The organism is Streptomyces laurentii (assembly GCF_040635425.1).
GTDB classification, from domain to species: Bacteria; Actinomycetota; Actinomycetes; order Streptomycetales; family Streptomycetaceae; genus Streptomyces; species Streptomyces laurentii.
Map to the genome: position 1 here is coordinate 1 of NZ_JBEYHT010000099.1, position 17767 is coordinate 17767.

The following is a 17767-nucleotide window of genomic DNA, read 5'->3' on the forward strand; positions in this document are numbered from 1 at the left end:
CGAAGATCAACCCGGGCAGCAGAAACGTTACGGTGGCCGTGATAGACACCGGCGTCGACGACACCCACCGGCCGGTCCAATCCGGGCCGGGCCTGGCCGACCGGTCAGAGACCGCGCCAGCCCGCCTCGTCCACGCCGCCGGGCACGGCGTCCCCCGCCTCGTACGGCTCCCGGGTGAAGACGAAGGAACCCAGGTCGAGATGGCTCACCGAGCCGTCCTGCCGTCGCACCACGCGCAGCGTCTCGCCCTGGTAGTAGCCGTCGAGTCCGACCCAGCCGCCCTCGGGCAGCGGCCGGAACCTCGCCCGCCGCCCGGCACCCCGCAGCGGCTCCAGGGTCACCCCGCGGCCGGCGTTCACCTTCAACCCGTACGCGGACGTCCCCCAGTACCAAGGGCCGGTGAGCGCGAGCAGCTCCGCGTCGACCTCGGCCTCGGGAAGCGGCCGCCAGGGCTCCGGGATGCGCGGCTCGGCCTCCGCGACGATGCGGACGAGATCGGCGGCCACGACGGTCGTGAGCGGCCCGGAGGTGGCATTGGCGAGCGTCACGGCGGCCAGTCCGTCCTCGACGCTCACCCAGAGGCAGGCGACGAAGCCCGGCAGCGAGCCCGTGTGACCGATGAGTGTCCGCCCGTCCCTGCGGAGCAGCTGGAGCCCGAGGCCGTAGCCCCCTTCCCCGTCACCGGCGGCCGGCGGCACCGACGGCACCCGCATCTCCTCCACCGACGCCCGGCACAGCACCCGGTCGTCGCCCTCAGCCAGGAACGCGGCGAACCGGCCCAGGTCCCCGACCGTCGACCACAGCTGACCGGCCGGCGCCATGATCCCCAGGTCCTGGGACGGCTCGGGCATCATCACGTCGGCCCACGGGTGCACCGCCCAGCCCCCGGCATGCGGGGCGACCGGCTGGAGTGTCGTCCGGCCGAGCCCCAGCGGCTCCAGGATCCCGCTGCGCAGCGCCTCCTCCCACGACACTCCGCGGACGGCCTCGACGAGCGAACCCAGCAGCGTGTACCCGGGGTTGGAGTAGTGGTGCAGCCGGCCGGCGGGATGCAGCACCGGCCGCTCCCCCAGGACGTCGGCCGGCTCCGGCCGGAGCGTCCCCGGCGTCCGCTCCCACCACGGCGACGGCGTCTCCGCCGCCAACCCGGCACTGTGACCGAGGAGCTGGGCGATCGTCACCTCGCCCACCCCGGTGCCCGGCAGATGCTTCTCCAGCGGGTCGTCGAGCCCGATGAGCCCTTCGTCCCGCATCCGCATCACCAGAACCGCCGTGAACACCTTCGTGATCGAGCCGATCCGGAACTGCGTGTCGTCATCGGGCGCGTGCCCGTCCACACAACTGCGCGCACCGAACCAGACGGCCTTCCCCTCCCGCACCACGCCACCGACGAAGGACGGCGCGCGCCCCTCGGCCTGGGCGACGGCGACACGGTGCAGCAAGGCGCGTTCGGTGCTGGGCAACAGAGCTTCGAAAGATGAGGTCATACCGACATCTTCACCCCGCCTCCGCCCGCGCGCGGCCCGGTTTTCCGCAAGCCGCCGCCTGCCCCGGAGCACTCCGTAATTCACTTGCCCCGGCCACGTGTCGGGGCTGGACTGTGGCGGGCCGCCACGCGCCGTGGGGCCGGCATCCCGGGGAGGCAGCACCGATGAAGATCCGTCCCACCACACACGAGGACCTCGACGTCCTCGTCGACACGCTCCACACCGCGTTCGGGCGCTTCCCCGAAACCCCGCGCGAGGACGGTGGCGGCGTCTGGTGGGCGGCCCTCGAAATGGACCGCTGTCTGTTCGCCGTGGCGCAGGACGGCCGGCCGGTCGGCACCGCCGGCGCGTACTCCTTCGAGCTCACCCTGCCCGGCGGGACCGTCGCTCCGGCCGCCGGGGTGACCGCCGTCGGCGTGATCCCGTCGCACCGCCGCCAGGGCGTGCTCACCGCGATGATGCGCCATCAGCTCACCGAGCTGCGGGACCGGGGAGAGTTCCTCTCCGTCCTGCTGGCCTCCGAGGCCCTGATCTACCGCAGGTTCGGCTACGGCCCGGCGACCTACACCCAGCGGGTGACGGTGCCCCAGCACAAGTCCGTCTTCGACCGGCCCCGCACCAGCGGCACGGACGCCGGATCGGTGGAAGTGCTCCGGCGGGCCGAGTGCGGCGAGCTCCTGGAGGAGATCTACGACCGCTACCGCCGCGCCCAGCCCGGCGCGCTGTCCCGCCCGCACCGCTGGTGGACCCGGGGCGCGGGACAGCCCCCGATCGCTCCGGCGCCGCGCTACGTCGCCGTCCACCGGAACGCCGACGGGGTCGCGGACGGGTACGCCTGCTACGCGCTCGGCGACGCGGGCACCCTGACGGTCGACGAGACCATCGCCGTCGACGACGCCGCCTTCACGGCCCTGGCCCGCTTCGTCCTCGACCACGATCTGATCTCCGAGGTCGTGTTCCGGCACGTCCCGCCCGGGCACCCGCTGCGCTGGCAGCTCACCGACTTCCGGGCCGGCGAGGTGAGCGGCGACACCGACTGGCTCTGGGTGCGCCTGCTGGACGTCCCCCGCGCGCTGACGGCCCGCGGCTGGGCCACGGACGACGAGCTCGTCCTCGACGTCGACGACCCGTTCCTCGGCGAGCGCGGCCGCTACCTGCTGACCGTCCGGGACGGCGAGGCCGACTGCGCCCCCACCGACCGGGCACCGGACCTGTCACTGGACATCAGCGACCTGGGCTCGGTCTACCTCGGAGGGACCGCCCCGAGCACGCTCGTCCGCGCCGGCCGCGTCCAGGCCCACCACGCGGACGCCGCCGCCCGTGCCGACGCTCTCTTCCGTACCGAGCGCCCGCCGCACTGCCTCCACTGGTTCTGACCGGTCAGGAGCGCGTGACGACCGCGCGCCCACCGGCCCACCGGACCGCACCGCCGCGTTTCCGCCGACGGTGAAGCCGGTCCCGGCCGGGCGCGCGCGTCACTACGGTCGGCCACATGACGACCATCACCACACGCACGGTGGCGTACCCGGCCGACGGCCTGACGATGATCGGGCACCTCGCGCTCCCCTCCGGCACCGGCCCTCGGCCCGCGGTGCTGCTCGGACCGGAGGGCATAGGGCTCAGCGACGTCGAGCGCCGCCGGGCCGATGCTCTCGCCGAGCGGGGATACGTGGCGCTGGCCTTCGACCTCCACGGCGGGCGCTACTTGAGTGCCCCCGAGGAAATGCTGGCCCGTTGCATGCCGCTGCTCGCCGATCCCGACCGGATGCGGGCCATCGGCCATGCCTCACTGGACGTCCTGCGAGCCGAACCGCGGACCGATCCCGACCGGATCGCCGCCATCGGCTACGGCACCGGGGGCGCCATCGCGCTGGAACTCGGGCGGGACGGCGTCGACTTACGGGCCATCGGGACGGTCAACGCCCTGACCACGGGCCGGCCGGGCGAGGCGGCGCGCATCCGCTGCCCCGTTTGGGCCGGGGTCGGATCGGAGGACCCGATCATGTCGCCCGCCCAACGGGACGCCTTCGCCGCGGAGATGCAGGCCGCGGGCGTCGACTGGCGCGTCGTGGTCTACGGCGGGGCCCTGCACGCCTTCCACCATCCGCCCGTCGACCACACCGTGCGTCCGGGTGTCGGCCACCATCCCGTGCACGCGCGGAGGGCCTGGCGCGACATCCTCGGCCTGCTCGACGAGTGCCTGCCTCTCACGGAGTGAGCGGCTGATCATCGCGCCCCACAGGTCGGCCGCCCGGGGCGCGCTCTCGCGCGGAGGTCAGCGACCTGATCCGCTCCGCGTGCCCGGGGATGTGTGTGGTGGCGCGCAGCCGTACCAGGTCGCCCCAGGGCAACCGCTGTTCGGGAACCGGTCGGCCGTCACGGCCGACCAGGCGGAGGGCCACCGGACGCGGCGGCGGCTTGGTCGGGCATCGCCCGGATCACGGCACCCAGGTCCGCCGCGTTGCGGCGCACGAGATCGACGCGCTGTGTGTGGGTGGTCGAGGCGATCAACGAGTCGATCGCGGTCTCGTCCATGGCCTCGCGGTTGTCGACCGTCGCGGGACGGCCGGCGGACACCTCGCGCGCGGTGGCGGCGAGCATGCGGTCGCTGAGCGCGATATGACTCAGCGTCCCATTGATGTCGGCTCGCGCGTCCGCGGCCGGCAGGGCGGTATCGCCGATCGCTCCCGCCGCGGCGAGCAGGCGCTGATAGGCATCGTCGAGTGCGGTGGTGTCCACGAGTCCTCCGGGAAGCGGGCGTGATCCACCAGCGGGACGAGGGGACCCGGCGGCTCAACCGGCTGCGCCGAGAAGACCTCGACGCCCGCTTCCCCGGCCTGCTCGACATCGCCGTCCCGCAAGGCCGTGACGTGACCGCCCACGGGTGACGACACCGGGCGCATCGGGGCCCCTCCGGGTGCGGAGGGTCTCGCCGCCGCGCCACGCTGGTCTCCACGCCTGACACCCACGGACGGAAGGCCGGCCCATGCGGAAACTGATCTACGGCATGAACCTGACCCTGGACGGCTATATCGCCGCGGCCGGCGACGACATCGGCTGGAGCGGACCGCCGAGCCCCGAGCTGTTCCAGTGGTGGCTCGACTACGAGCGGGCGAGCGGCCTGTCGCTGTACGGGCGCAAGCTGTGGGAGGCGATGAACTCCTACTGGCCGACCGGCGACCGGCAGCCCGGCGCCGGCCCGGCGGAGATCGAGTTCGCGCGGAACTGGCGGGACACCCCGAAGGTGGTGTTCTCCTCCACGATCGACACGGTCGACTGGAACACCCGCCTGGTCACCGGTGACGCGATCGCCGAGATCACGCGACTCAAGGCCGGGGACGGCGGCCCGATGACCATCGGCGGCGCCACACTCGCCGGCGCCGCCATGCGCGCCGGCCTCATCGACGAGTACGTGATCGCCGCCCATCCGGTCCTGGTGGGCGGCGGCACACCGTTCTTCACCGCGCTGGACAACTGGGTGAACCTGAACCTGGTGGAGACGCGGACGTTCCCCGGCGGCGTGGTCCTGACCCGGTACGAGACGAGGCGCTGAGCAGCTGCCCGCTGTCTCCGCCGCGTACCGGACAGGCCCTCGCCTGGCCGTCGCCGGCGGGATTCGGCCGCCGAACCGACGGCCCTACCCGTGATGTAGGTTCCCATGACCCGCGTCATCTGCCGCGCCTCTGACCTCGACGGTTCTCGGGCTTCCCACGCCGTGTCATCTGCCGGATTCCCAGTTGCGTGTCATTTTCCTGGCTTGCTGTTTCGGCGGCTGTGGCGGCGAGTGTGACGGCCTCGCATGGTTTGTGCCCCCACGCTTGAAGACGGTGCGGGTGGAGCGAGTGCGGGTGGCAGCGTGTTCGACAGAAGTGAAAGTCTCAACTGTCCAGCGCTCTGCTGCCTAACCGTCCATCCTTGACGCATGACTTCTGCCGATCCCGCCAGAGCAAGCGAGCCGCCGACCATCACAGCGGTGACACGACGTGACATCTTCGCGTACCTGCGCGGGATATCCCGCCCTTGGTGGGGCAAAATGGACGAGATCACGTTCCTGGAGGGCCTCTACGACCTGGACCGACCTCCAGTCGGCAACAGCCAGCTTCCGACTCTCCGCGCCGATATCCAGCAGCACCGGTTCAACAACCAAGATCTGCACGACGACTGGATCTTCGAGGACTCCCGCTTGGAGCTCTCCGACGGACCGGACGAGGTACTGCTCACCTTTCTGGCACGGATGGTGCATCCTGAAGTGGCGGCCGACGTCGCCGAGGCTATAGAGCACGTCGAGAAGCTGAATCTGCTTCTAGCGCCGGACGGATGGGGTCTGCGTCCGTGCGAGTTCCTCTCGGGCCGCCCTCTGTACAAGCCGGTACGAGTTCCGCCTAGTGGGCCATTGGTCCCGCTGCCGCTGGAGGACGAGGACACGGGCAAACTCGACCTAGTCCTCGGCCAGACCTTCAGCCTCCTGGACTGCGCTGGCGAGGAGACCGCACGCGACCTGCTCCGCACCGCGGTCCTGACCCTCCGCCGTGACGGCGGCTTCTTCCATCCCATACCTGGTGACAATTGGACAGATGGCACCTACGAGGCGGTCCTGACGGTGGAGCGCGAGCTTCTGCCCACCTGCACCCCGGAGGTGAAAGAGGTGGTCTGGGAAACGCTGCGGTCCGTGCTCATCCAGCTCGGGCGCATCGACGTCCAGGACCTCGCGGTCGAGGGCGATACCCGTCCGCTGCCCCACATCCCACCGGACTGGCGGACCCAAGCCGTAGCGCCCGCCACCCCCACCGTTCGAGGCTTCCGGCTCCCCTTCTCCACCACCGAGTTCGATGTCACCCGCAGGGACTTCACCGACCTAGAGATCCGCGGTTCGCAGGACAACAGTGGGTTCCACTACCTCTACGACACCCGCGCCAGCCGGATGATCACCGACTTCGTCCTCGACGACCGTCCGCAGGTAGCGACTCTGTGCAGCGTCACCATCATCAAGAAGGGCGACATCTTCACGCCGAGGATCAAGCTCTGGAAGAAGGACAAGAAGAAGGCTGGGGAAGCCTCCACCACGCAGACCGTTCCTGAGACCGGGACCACGCGGGCCATCAAGGCGCTCGTCGACACCGGGGACGTCCACGAGAACTTCTGGAAGGTCATCAACTTCCTCCGGAGCTGCACCGGCCTGAGCACGCCTGGCGGCTCCCTCCAGCTCGTGGCCGGCGACGAGGCTCAACTGGCCCAGATGCTGACCGGCCAGGACCGGACGATGGTTCTTGGTGCGGTCAGGACAGCTATCGGTGGCGGGCTCACAGAGGAGGACATCCGGCTGATCAGCAACCGCAAGGAACAGCTCAAGAGATTCGATCGCCTGCTGACCGATCCGGAGTACTTCCGGCAGGAGGAGAGCCTGGCAACGACACGCGGGGCAGAGGCGGTATGGCAGGCCTTCTTCGAGGCGAATCAGTGGATTTTCGGCTACGGCCTCAACCTCATAGCCTGCGAGTCCATCAACGACGGCAAGCTAGAACGCATCACCACCGGCGCCAACATCTTTGGCGGAGCTGGGAAGCGGATCGACGCCATCATGCGGTCCAAGGGCCTGATCAGCAGCATGCTCTTCTGCGAGATCAAAACCCATGACACCGAGCTGCTCTCCAAGACCCCGTACCGCGCTGGCGTCTACCAGGCATCCAAGGAACTCGGCGGCGGCGTGGCGCAGGTACAAAAGACGGCCAGCAAGGCGCAACAGCTCATCTCCAGCCAGCTCCTCACCCGGATCTACGAGGAGGACGGCACCCCGACTGACGTCGAACTGTCCACCACTCGTCCGCGACAGGTCGTGGTGATCGGCAGCCTGCGCGAGTTCACCCACAACGGCGCAGTAAACCCGGAGAAGATGAGCTCCTTCGAGCTGTACCGGACATCTATCCAGGACGTCGAGATCATCACGTTCGATGAACTCTACGAGCGGGCCTGTTTCATCGTCGAGGATCACTGAGGCGAGGTAGGGCTGGTGGCCTGTCCTGGAAGGGCCTTGTCGATCGCTCTCTTCGCTCGCCTCCCCAGTGCCGTGAGACGCATGGGACGTCCGCGGACCGCTCGTTCCAGTAGCGGCCCACCAAGGTCTTGCTCCAGTCGATTGATCTGCCCGACGAGAGTGAACCGCTTGACGTTCAGAGCGTCGGCAGCAGCGCCGAGGTTGGGGTAAGAGGCTGCGGCGGCGAAGTTGCGGAGGTGTTCACGACCACCCCGGCGTTCGAGGGCACGCCGAAGCAGGGATGGTGCGGTAACGCCGTCGGCGAGGGCTCGGAGGGCTGGGTTGTGGCCGGCTCCGCCGCGGCGGGTCGGGATCTGGTGGTGTCTCGCCCAGCGAGCCATCGATGTGGGACTCATGCCGGTCTCGCGGGCGAGGTCCGCGAGAGGTCGGCGGTGAACCGTGTACTGCTCGTGGAGCCATTCCCTGGTGATGGGCTTCGCCCGGCTTGTTCTGCCGGTAGGACGCAGGACGATGTCGTACTCGCGGGTGAGAGCGGTGACCACACTGATGCTGATGCCTGTTGCCTGGGAGATGCGGCGGATGGACAGCCGTTCGTCGATGTAGAGACGCCGCAGTTCAGACGCCGGTAGCTGTGCCCGGGCCACTGCACTGATGTGACCTGTTGCCCAGGCCTTGCCGGGGGTAATGGGTCGTGATGACGGCGGATGCTCGGTGAGGAGATGCTTGACCGCATCGATGCTTGTGCCGAGGAGGTTGGCCGCTTGCATGACGGTCATGCGAGGCCGACCGATGAGCTCGTGCAGGGTGGCGACGCTGACAGCGTCGGGGTTGGTTCCTGGGAGCTCGAGTCCTTTCAGGAGCATGGTGTCTGGCTGCCAAGTGAGTGGCTCGTCGTGGATGCGGTGACGGTCGAGGAAGGATTTGGCTGTGTGGTCGAGCCCGGTTGCCAGGTCCGAGGTCAGATGAGTGGTGAACTCGCTGATCCACTTGCGGATCTCGGCTTCCGTCACGATCGTCTCAGCCGGCATGAGCTCGGCCGGCAGTCCGCTGATGCGTTCGAAGAGGTAGCTGCGGGCAGCATGGATTCGCCGCTCACGACCGCGGAATTGCGCTGTGCGTCGGCAGATGTCATCCCACTCTTGAGGGGGCAGGAGGCCGCTGTAGTCAAGGTGGCGTCGGCGTTCGTAGTCGATGGGTGCCGGTTGTGCGTCGAGTTGCTCAGCCAGCAGGGTCATGACGTTCTGCATGACCGTCCACCAAGGGGTGCGTCGCAGATACTGCATGACTCTGGAGGCAGCGAGCCCGTTGGTTGCGCTTCCCAGGCGGCGCGAGATCTCTTCCATGTCCAGACGGCTGCCGGTGAGGCCGAGCATGCAGGACAGGGCGGGTCTCAGGATGCGTTGATAGTGGCCTGCTGGAGGTGCAATCCGTAGCGACAGCGCTGGCCAGAACACCGCAGGGATCGAGTGAAGTCGACGATGGGAGTTCTGGACGCTGTCCGGGTAGCGGGGCCGGTTTGACGCTGTTCGGTAGCGAAGCTGGTCAGTGCACCTGAGGTCGGGGCCGATCGACGCAAGCTGGACGGCCAGCAGTCGCGGGCTTGTGTACTTGCCCCAGGCGGTCATCGTGGTCGGGGTTGCCGGTGTGGTGCTCCTCGGATGGTGTCCGGTGAACCGGCGAAGCTCGGTGCCCGCCAGCTGGACGTGCTGGCCTCCCAGGATGTGCAGGGCCGCGATGACGCCGGCTGCGGTGCCGGCGGCCGTGGGAGGAGCCATGAACCCGGGCCGGACGGTGGGGTTGATCAGAGAGCGAGGCCCTGACCGCAGGCTTCCGGCCGTGTTGTGGGCATTGAGTACGTCGGGTGGGACCAGGGTCGCGAGGAGGTCACTTCTGGAGGCGGCCAGGGTTCGGGAGGCGACCGCTCGGAGGTCAGCCAAGGCATTCAACGAAGGGACCTCAGAGCCTTCGTAGATCCCAAAGTTCGCGGTGCCCGAGTTGATCGTTTCACTCACGATTCGTTGTGCGACTAGGGCAGGATGTTCATGCGGAAGCGTCAGCGTGGGCATTTGCGCAAGATCAGCTCGGCAGCGGGGCGATTCCGGGCCGGTGGACCGGTTGGTCGCGGGGTTCGCGCAGCGTCCTGGCTGTGGAATGCCGGCGACCGGGTAGGGATGACTTCTCTGCAGGGAGCCGCAGTGAGGGCAGGTGTCCGCCAGGAGCCTGTGGTGTCGGAGGCAGGCGAAGGACCAGCCGAGCCGCCATTCCAGCTGCCATCGTCCGCCGGAGTCTGCCAGGCAGTCGGGACAGTAGCGGGAGCCGCTGCCTCGTCCCCAGAGCACCCAGCGTTTGACCTGTCGTGTGCGGTGATCAAGTAGCAGGGCTCGGCGGTCGTAGTGGACCAGGGTGGCCGCGATGACCTCCTCGGGACCGATGCCGCAGGTATGCGCAATATCGTTGACCTCCGTGGGCCGGAGGAGCTGGACCCAGTCGCGCGGGATATCGGCTTCTGGTTCCTTCTTGCGCCGTGCCGCCGCATGACGGGCCAGCCCCAGCTGAGGCAACAGTTCGCCCATGGGGGTGTGGAGCCGGTGGGCCATCGCCTCGAACCACGAGTCGAGTGCCTCTCCTGGAAGGGGCACGACCCTGATGGAGAACGTGCGCAAAGCGGGACGGCTCACGATGCTTTGCACCGCCGAAGTTTCGGGAGGCTGGTCAGCTTGCTTGCCGAGAAGGCCAGTTGCAGCTCTCGCCGGGCCTCCTCGGATGCGGCGTCGTTCTTCACCTGGTCCAGCAGTTCCCCATCCAAGCGTTCGACGCCGACGCGTACGGCTCTCTGGCAGCCACGGTTGATCAGCGTCATGAGCGAGCCGATGTGGCCGGTGCTGCGGGCGAAGAGATAGTCGGACAGGTCGTCCGCGATCATGCCGGGGTACTTGTTCGCGAGGATGACCCGTTCCTCGATCGCAAGGAGGGTGTCGCGCCATCCGTGGCGTCCCTGCTCGGTCCTGATGTCGAACGGTTCCATGCCCAGCCGGGTCGTGCGGCGTCCGGTCTGGGCGAGGACCCCGTCCTCGTAGGTTGCTCCCTCGCTGAACAGGCCCCGCTTCTCCAGCCCGACTCCGACCATCAACAGGGTCACGGGGAACTCGTTAGCGATGTATTTGAAGTGGTTGCTGACCTCGATCCCGCTCTTGTTCCGCCACTTCAGGAAGTGCAGATCGTCCACGATCAGCAGCTTCGTTTCCGCGGACAGCACGGAGTCGAGAGCGCGATAGCCGAAGTCTGCGGTGGTACCACGGAAGCGACCTGGGTGCCCGAAGTACTCCAGGACGGCCCGGTTGAAGTCGCGCATCCCGGTGTTACTGGTCAGGCCAACTCGGCAGACGGGCCAGCGTTCATGTCCGTCGCTGGTGTACTGGCCTTCCTCCCGGATGATGCGGCGGTGGAGCTTGCGGGCGAAGGCGAGCACGGCCGTGGTCTTGCCCAGCCCGGGAAAGGCGTCGAGGGCGATCCCGCCCTTGACCTTGTCGCTGTCCTGATCGTTGCTGTCGAAGATGTCCCAGAGGTCTTCGTGCAAGGTCTTCATCTGCGGGGTTCCCAGCGGGCCGAGGTTCGCATGCCATTTGCGGCGGGCGCGGTTGTACTCGGCTAGAGCTTCCTCACTCAGCTTCTTCAGCTGCCGTTGGGACGAGAGCTCCGGACGGATCCTGCGAGGGGCGTCCGCGAGGCGGGCGAAGCCTTCCTTGCGGGACAGCGTGAGGTGATCCAGCCGGGAGCACAGATCGGAGTTCTCGTCCTGGGCGCGGGTCGGCCTACTCGTCATCGTCGATGTCCTTCAAGGCCGTGGCGTAGAAGTCAAGTTCCTCTTCCAACTCCTCCAGACCGTCGGCATCATCATCGCCCGCCTCCGCCTCCGGGACGGCCTCGATCGCCGGAGGCGCCGGTTGCTCGGGAAGGGACAGCACGCGGGCGACCGACGGCAGCGAAGTGACGTCGTCGGCCTGCTGCCCGGGAAGATCCATGGCGACCTGTTCGCGGGAGAGCCTCAGCGCCATCCGCCGTTCGACCAGAGAAGTGCCAAGGCCGAGGTTCCACCGCTTCAGCAGCAGGGCGATGGCGAGCCGGTCGTCGGGATAGGTGTACTCCTTCGCCGCCAGACGCCGGGCGAACTGCAGCGCTTCATCGCTCAGCGGCATGTCGAGGCTGGGCGCGTGTTCCCACTGAAGGGTGTGCCAGACGCGCTTGTGGTCCCGGAAATGGATCCGGGTGACATCGTCGGGGTCGGCGAAGAACTCCAGCCGCCGCTTGTCCAGGTCGATGTCGGAGCCGGCCATGTCCCGCAGCCCGTCGAGGCAGCTGCCGTTGTAGCGGCGACCGTTGATCTCGACGCCGTAGTGCTGGACCGTGCGCATCGTGACGTCGAGGAACTCCAAGGCCAGATTCGGGTCACGGGGCACTTCGATGTAGCCCGCCCGCGCGAGCCCGTGCTCGAACATCACCGCCGGGGACAACTCCACCTTCGGCAGGTGCGGATCGACGAGACCCTCGTGTGGCCTGCGGTGATATGTCACCGCGGTCCACTCCCGGATGATCGCCTCCAACTCGTGGTGGAAGAAGAAGGCGTCCTTCTCCGGGTTCAGCCCGCGCGAGTGAATGTCCGGTCCCTTGTAGCCGGGCAGCCGCTGAAGCAGGTCTTCCCGCAGAGTCCGGAAATACCGCTCCACGGGCCCCTTGTCCCGGCCCGTGCGCAGCCTCGCCGGCTGCACCGAGATGCCCATCCGGCGGCAGACGCTGGTCAGATGCGCCGACAGGTAGATCTTGCCGTGGTCGACGATCAACGTCTCGGGCGCCACCTTCGGGCCCCAGACCCCGGTGGCGGGCCCGTGGACGGCCTCGGCCTCCACCAGCACCCCGCGCGGAATGCCGTGTTCGGGCCAGGCCGCATCCCTCGGCCAGCTCTCCGGAACCGGCTGAGGACGGTAGGCCTGATAGAGGACCGCCGCCGCGTCGATCGCCTTCGTCGACACCGGAGTCACCCGCAGGCCGATGATGCAGCGGGTGTACCAGTCCATCGCGACGGTCAACTCCGCCTGCATCCACCGCAGCGTCACCGGGTCCAGCGCGAACACGTCCAGCCGCGTGGTGTCCATCAATACGTACTCGCCCGGCCTCGTGGGCCGCAGCTTCCCGTAGACCCCCTTCGGGCGATCGGCGATGTCCCGGTTGCGCTGCATGCTCAGCCGGAACGTCGGATGACGGCGCTCCAGCTCCTGCATCCACCGGTAGGCCGTCGTCCGTGGCGGCACCGGCACCTTGACCAGCTTGAACTTGTTCTTGACGCGGGCCTCGACTTCCTCCAGCACCACCTTCACCGAGGGCCGTGACTCTTCCTCGTACTCCTTCAGCACTTCCTCCGCGGCCTCGACCCAGCACGGATCGGCGTTGCCCGGCCCGCTGTCCGCCCGCGCGGTCTTATGCACCAGCCCGGCCTCGCCCAGCTCCCGGAAGGCCCGCGCCCACCGGCGCACTGTCCGCTCGGTCACCCCCAGTTCTGCCGCCTTGGCCTCATACCGAGCCCGCAGGGGCAGGTCAGGGGCGTACTGTGGGCGCGGCTCATCCGGCCGTGGGAGGTCCTCGCTGCCGGAGCGGTAGCCCGTCAGCATCTCCCGGACATGCTCGGCTCGCTCCAGGACGTCCTTCTTCTCGTCCTTGGTCAGCCGGTTCAGCACCACGGCCGCGAGGTCCTCGTCATCGGTGGAAGACGGGCCCGCACTGTCGTGGATCAGCTCGGCGCGGTCCGAGGTCAGCAGCTCACGCAGCGACATGCGAGCCAGCCTGTCGCGCCCGTCCTTGAGGACGATTTGCATGCCCGTGGCCAGGCTGGCGAACTCCACGACCTCGACCGTCTCGCCGTCCAGCCGGAAGTGCGTCCCGACCCCGAGCCTGGTTCCGGCCCGGTTCATGCGGCCCTCGGCAGCATGTGCCCTGAGCTCAGCGGCCGGTCCAGCGCGGTCATCACATGCCCAGACCACAGCAGGTGCAGTACCGCCGACTTCACCAGCGGCCGAGGACACTGCGGGAGCAGCCGGAAAGCATCGCCCAGCGACATCCCATCCAGATCCGCAACCCGCAGCGCGGACACCAGATCCGGGTCGAACAGCCAGGCGCGGCGGTAGCCGGCGAGTAACCGGACGTTCTCCAGCACGAACCGATCGGGTTCACTCCACACCTCGTACTGCCACCCGCGCGAAGTGACCGCCTCCCGCGTCCAAGCGAACGTGAACGCGACCTCCGGCTTCTCAAGCCGGTGACGCGGCTTGACGTCCACGACCACCGGCCCGTCGTCCGTCACCAGCAGATAGTCCGGGATGTGCTTGCGAACCTTGCCATCCACGTCGGCCTTGAGCATGAACGGCTGGGCGATGATGTGCCGCACCTCCGGGGCGAAGTCGGCGAACAGTAGCCGCCCCAGCTCCAGCCTCGACTCGTAGATCACGTGGTCGCCCACCGTCGCCGACCAGTACGTGCCCGAATAGTGCTGCTGCCCCTTGTACCAGCGAAACATCCGCCACGGCCGGGCCTCCCGCAGCAGCCCAAGCGGCACCGACGGCCACTCCAGGTCCTCCACCACGGACTCGTCACCACGCCGGACGCTTAGCCATACCGGCGCGGCCACCGCTGTACCCATCGGACCACCAACCCCGCGTTTCCCGAGGCGGCCCCGCTGGCCGCGTAACGCCGGAGTCCTGCCCCGGCCACGCACACAGACGCTGACCGGGGCGGTCCTGTACACAAAGAGGGGAACTACTCGCTCACGGGGCATGAATCCCATCCCCGTGTCCTATTGGCCACGCGGTGGACATCGCCGGTGGGCAAAGGACACGGGATCTGGGATCCCACACGTGACCGATCAGGTCTGGGCCATGTCGACGAAGCGCGAGTAGTGGCCCTGGAAGGCGACAGTGATGGTCGCCGTCGGGCCGTTACGGTGCTTGCCGACGATGATGTCGGCCTCTCCCGCGCGCGGGGACTCCTTCTCGTAGGCGTCCTCACGGTGCAGCAGGATGACCATGTCCGCGTCCTGCTCGATCGATCCGGACTCTCGGAGGTCGGACACCATCGGCTTCTTGTCCGTGCGCTGCTCGGGGCCACGGTTCAGCTGGGAGAGCGCGATCACCGGGAGCTCCAGCTCCTTGGCGAGAAGCTTCAGGTTTCGCGACATCTCCGAGACCTCCTGCTGCCGGCTCTCGGCGCGCTTGGAGCCGCCGGCCTGCATCAGCTGGAGGTAGTCGATGACGACGAGCTTGATGCCGCTGCGCTGCTTCAGACGGCGGCACTTGGCGCGGATCTCCATCATCGACAGGTTCGGGGAGTCGTCGATGTAGAGCGGGGCCTGCGAGACGTCCGGCATCCGGCGGGCGAGCCGGGTCCAGTCCTCGTCGGTCATGGTGCCGGAGCGCATGTGGTGCAGCGCCACCCGGGCCTCGGCCGAGAGCAGACGCATCGCGATCTCGTTGCGGCCCATTTCGAGGGAGAAGATGACGCTGGGCAGGTTGTGCTTGATCGAGGCCGCCCGTGCGAAGTCGAGCGCGAGCGTCGACTTACCCATGGCGGGGCGGGCCGCGATGATGATCATCTGGCCGGGGTGCAGCCCGTTGGTGAGAGCGTCGAGGTCGGTGAAGCCGGTGGGCACACCGGTCATCTCGCCGCTGCGCGAGCCGATCGCCTCGATCTCGTCGAGCGCGCCCTCCATGATGTCGCCGAGCGGCAGGTAGTCCTCGGTGGTGCGCTGCTCGGTGACCTGGTAGATCTCCGACTGGGCGCGGTTGACGATGTCGTCGACGTCGCCGTCCGCCGCGTATCCCATCTGCGTGATCTTGGTGCCGGCCTCCACGAGCCGGCGCAGCACGGCGCGCTCGTGGACGATCTCCGCGTAGTACGAGGCGTTGGCGGCCGTCGGCACCGACTGGACGAGCGTGTGCAGATAGGAGGCGCCGCCGACCCGGGTGATCTCGCCGCGCTTGGTGAGTTCGGCGCCGACCGTGATGGGGTCGGCGGGCTCGCCCTTCGCGTACAGGTCGAGGATCGCCGCGTAGACGGTCTCGTGGGCCGGCTTGTAGAAGTCGTGGCCCTTGATGATCTCGACGACGTCGGCGATGGCGTCCTTGGACAGCAGCATGCCGCCGAGGACGGACTGCTCGGCGTCCAGGTCCTGCGGGGGAACGCGCTCGAACGGGGACATGCCGCCGTCCCAGTTACTCTCGCTGCCGCGCTCGTGCTGGTCCTCGCGGCCGCGACCGCGCCCCTCGCCACGACCGCGGTCTTCGCCACGACCGCGTCCCTCGCCGCCACCGCGGGTACGGGTGGGCAGTCGGTCTCCGGGACCACTCTCGTCCCAGGGATCGTCCATGGGCTCGGGCATGCTCACCCGGCCACCTCCTCCCGTCCGCACCGCGGACAACCGTGCCACTCTTTCTTACGCCACGGCTCGGACAAACAAGAGGCTTTGACTCCGCTTCTGGCGCGTTGGCCGCCGGACCACGGTAGGGCCGCGGGCACCGTCAGCCAATCTGGTTATCCACAGGCCCTGTGGGTGGAGGCCCGGATGCTGTGGAGAACTTGGCGGAACCTGTGCACGGACCGGGGGACAGCCATGTGGACAAACTCATAGGGAGCCCTGAGCTAGGCGCCTGACCTGCGATTTTTCCATCCACTGGCTGTGGGGGAGAAAAACTTCTCCGGTTGGACCAAGATCAGAACAAACGGCGCACACCCGAAGCCCTTCCCTCATAAATTGTAAGGATCAGCGGAGCATTGCGTCTCTTACCTGTGGACGATTAGATTGTGCGCATGCATCAGGCTCCCGCGACCCCTGCGGCCGTCCGCCGCCGACACGACCGCGAGATCGTCGCCCTCGCCGTCCCGGCCTTCGGCGCGCTCGTCGCCGAGCCGCTTTTCCTCATGGCAGACAGCGCCATTGTCGGCCACCTCGGCACCCCTCAGCTCGCCGGTCTCGCCATCGCCTCGGCGCTGCTCTCCACCGCGGTGAGCGTATTCGTCTTCCTCGCCTACGCCACCACCGCGGCCGTCGCCCGCCGCGTCGGTGCCGGCGACCTCGGGGCCGCCCTCCGCCAGGGCATCGACGGCATCTGGCTCGCCCTGCTGCTCGGCGCCGGCGTCATCGCCCTCACGCTGCCCGGCGCCCCCTGGCTCGTCGATGTCTTCGGGGCCTCCGACACGGCCGCGTCGTACGCCGTCACGTACCTCAGGATCTCCAGCCTCGGCATCCCGGCCATGCTCGTCGTGCTCGCCGCCACCGGCGTGCTGCGCGGCCTCCAGGACACCCGCACTCCGCTGTACGTCGCCATCGGCGGCTTCGCCGCCAACGGCATCCTCAATGTCACCCTGGTCTACGGTGCCGGACTCGGTATCGCCGGATCCGCCTGGGGCACGGTCATCGCTCAGTTCGGCATGGCCGCCTGCTACCTGTACGTGGTCGTCCGCGGCGCCCGCCGGCACGGCGCCTCCCTGCGCCCCGACGCCGCCGGCATACGGGCCTCGGCCACGGCCGGCGCCCCACTCCTGGTCCGTACGCTCTCGCTGCGGGCGATCCTGATGATCGCCACCGCCGTCGCCGCCCGGCTCGGGGACGCCGATGTCGCCGCGCACCAGATCATCCTGTCCCTGTGGAGCCTGATGGCCTTCGCGCTCGACGCGATCGCCATCGCCGGGCAGGCCATCATCGGGCGGTACCTCGGCGCCGACGACGCGGACGGCGCCCGGCAGGTGTGCCGTCGCATGGTCCAGTGGGGCGTGGTGTCCGGCGTCGTCCTCGGCACCCTGATCGTCCTGGCCCGCCCTCTCTTCGTCCCGCTCTTCACCAGCGATCCGTCGGTCCAGGACACCCTGCTGCCCGCGCTCCTCGTCGTCGCGCTCTCCCAGCCGGTCTCCGGGGTGGTCTTCGTACTCGACGGCGTCCTGATGGGCGCGGGCGACGGCCCCTACCTCGCCGGGGCCATGCTCGTCACCCTGGTGGTCTTCGCCCCGGTCGCCCTGCTGATTCCGACGCTCGGCGGCGGGCTCACCGCGCTCTGGGGCGCGATGACGCTGATGATGACGGTCCGGCTGGCGACCCTGTGGTGGCGCGCCCGCTCCGGCCAGTGGGTCGTCACCGGCGCCACGCGCTGACCGTCCGGTCGTTGTTTCACGTGAAACAACGCCGCGGAACTTGCCGAACTGCGCACGACCTTGGACCGCATCGGACTGCGACACGCCCGGGACATGGTGG

13 protein-coding genes are annotated in these 17767 nt (G+C 68.6%); 6 read left to right on the forward strand and 7 right to left on the reverse strand.

The annotated features are described in order from the left end of the window. Window positions 1-104: 104 nt before the first annotated feature. Entirely contained in the window at window positions 105-1487 is a 1383-nt protein-coding gene (locus ABZ693_RS34745; protein WP_359885482.1) for a serine hydrolase domain-containing protein, read from the reverse strand. Window positions 1488-1651: 164 nt separating this feature from the next. On the opposite strand from ABZ693_RS34745, the gene ABZ693_RS34750 reads away from it, so the two are divergent. Further along, entirely contained in the window at window positions 1652-2863 is a 1212-nt protein-coding gene (locus tag ABZ693_RS34750) for a GNAT family N-acetyltransferase (RefSeq protein ID WP_359885483.1), read from the forward strand. Window positions 2864-2979: 116 nt separating this feature from the next. Further along, the gene (locus ABZ693_RS34755; RefSeq protein WP_359885484.1) at window positions 2980-3705 is read left to right on the forward strand and encodes a dienelactone hydrolase family protein; all 726 of its coding nucleotides are present in this window, start codon (window positions 2980-2982) and stop codon (window positions 3703-3705) included. Between the two features lie 158 nt (window positions 3706-3863). Here the strand turns inward: ABZ693_RS34755 and ABZ693_RS34760 are convergent, their stop codons facing one another. After that, complete coding sequence (locus tag ABZ693_RS34760; RefSeq protein WP_359885485.1) at window positions 3864-4226, reverse strand: hypothetical protein; 363 nt, start codon at window positions 4224-4226, stop codon at window positions 3864-3866. A gap of 20 nt (window positions 4227-4246) precedes the next feature. On the opposite strand from ABZ693_RS34760, the gene ABZ693_RS34765 reads away from it, so the two are divergent. The 3 genes from ABZ693_RS34765 (at window position 4247) to ABZ693_RS34775 (ending at window position 7479) form a co-directional block, all read left to right on the forward strand. Then, entirely contained in the window at window positions 4247-4375 is a 129-nt protein-coding gene (locus tag ABZ693_RS34765; RefSeq protein ID WP_435842636.1) for a hypothetical protein, read from the forward strand. Between the two features lie 98 nt (window positions 4376-4473). After that, entirely contained in the window at window positions 4474-5040 is a 567-nt protein-coding gene (locus ABZ693_RS34770; RefSeq protein WP_359885486.1) for a dihydrofolate reductase family protein, read from the forward strand. Window positions 5041-5409: 369 nt separating this feature from the next. Next, entirely contained in the window at window positions 5410-7479 is a 2070-nt protein-coding gene (locus tag ABZ693_RS34775; RefSeq protein ID WP_359885487.1) for a Shedu anti-phage system protein SduA domain-containing protein, read from the forward strand. Here the strand turns inward: ABZ693_RS34775 and ABZ693_RS34780 are convergent. The 5 genes from ABZ693_RS34780 to dnaB all read right to left on the reverse strand — a co-directional run bounded on the left by ABZ693_RS34780 (window position 7473) and on the right by dnaB (window position 15889). Further along, a complete protein-coding gene (locus tag ABZ693_RS34780; protein ID WP_359885488.1) occupies window positions 7473-10169 on the reverse strand; it encodes a TniQ family protein in 2697 nt (898 codons plus the stop codon). The genes ABZ693_RS34775 and ABZ693_RS34780 overlap by 7 nt on opposite strands. Next, window positions 10154-11302: an ATP-binding protein gene (locus ABZ693_RS34785; protein ID WP_359885489.1), complete on the reverse strand. Its 1149-nt coding sequence runs from the start codon at window positions 11300-11302 to the stop codon at window positions 10154-10156. Before ABZ693_RS34785 ends, ABZ693_RS34780 begins: the two co-directional genes overlap by 16 nt. Continuing rightward, the gene (locus ABZ693_RS34790) at window positions 11292-13373 is read right to left on the reverse strand and encodes a TnsB C-terminal domain-containing protein (RefSeq protein ID WP_359885490.1); all 2082 of its coding nucleotides are present in this window, start codon (window positions 13371-13373) and stop codon (window positions 11292-11294) included. The genes ABZ693_RS34785 and ABZ693_RS34790 overlap by 11 nt, the downstream gene beginning before the upstream one ends. A gap of 65 nt (window positions 13374-13438) precedes the next feature. Beyond that, the gene (locus ABZ693_RS34795) at window positions 13439-14110 is read right to left on the reverse strand and encodes a TnsA-like heteromeric transposase endonuclease subunit (protein ID WP_359885491.1); all 672 of its coding nucleotides are present in this window, start codon (window positions 14108-14110) and stop codon (window positions 13439-13441) included. Between the two features lie 279 nt (window positions 14111-14389). Next, on the reverse strand, window positions 14390-15889 hold the full coding sequence (gene dnaB / locus ABZ693_RS34800; protein ID WP_359885493.1) for a replicative DNA helicase: 1500 nt from the start codon (window positions 15887-15889) through the stop codon (window positions 14390-14392). A 440-nt stretch (window positions 15890-16329) separates the two neighbouring features. Here dnaB and ABZ693_RS34805 point away from each other — a divergent pair, with 440 nt between their 5' ends. After that, window positions 16330-17667, forward strand: coding sequence for an MATE family efflux transporter (locus tag ABZ693_RS34805; protein WP_359885492.1), 1338 nt, complete (start codon window positions 16330-16332; stop codon window positions 17665-17667). The last annotated feature ends 100 nt before the right edge of the window (window positions 17668-17767 follow it).

Excerpts from the sequence above, each read along its gene's own strand:
- ABZ693_RS34745 (WP_359885482.1), bottom strand. The coding sequence starts at position 1,487 with ATGACCTCATCTTTCGAAGCTCTGTTGCCCAGCACCGAACGCGCCTTG.
- ABZ693_RS34775 (WP_359885487.1), top strand. The coding sequence starts at position 5,410 with ATGACTTCTGCCGATCCCGCCAGAGCAAGCGAGCCGCCGACCATCACA.
- ABZ693_RS34755 (WP_359885484.1), top strand. The coding sequence starts at position 2,980 with ATGACGACCATCACCACACGCACGGTGGCGTACCCGGCCGACGGCCTG.
- ABZ693_RS34750 (WP_359885483.1), top strand. The coding sequence starts at position 1,652 with ATGAAGATCCGTCCCACCACACACGAGGACCTCGACGTCCTCGTCGAC.
- ABZ693_RS34805 (WP_359885492.1), top strand. The coding sequence starts at position 16,330 with ATGCATCAGGCTCCCGCGACCCCTGCGGCCGTCCGCCGCCGACACGAC.
- dnaB (WP_359885493.1), bottom strand. The coding sequence starts at position 15,889 with ATGGACGATCCCTGGGACGAGAGTGGTCCCGGAGACCGACTGCCCACC.
- ABZ693_RS34785 (WP_359885489.1), bottom strand. The coding sequence starts at position 11,302 with ATGACGAGTAGGCCGACCCGCGCCCAGGACGAGAACTCCGATCTGTGC.
- ABZ693_RS34770 (WP_359885486.1), top strand. The coding sequence starts at position 4,474 with ATGCGGAAACTGATCTACGGCATGAACCTGACCCTGGACGGCTATATC.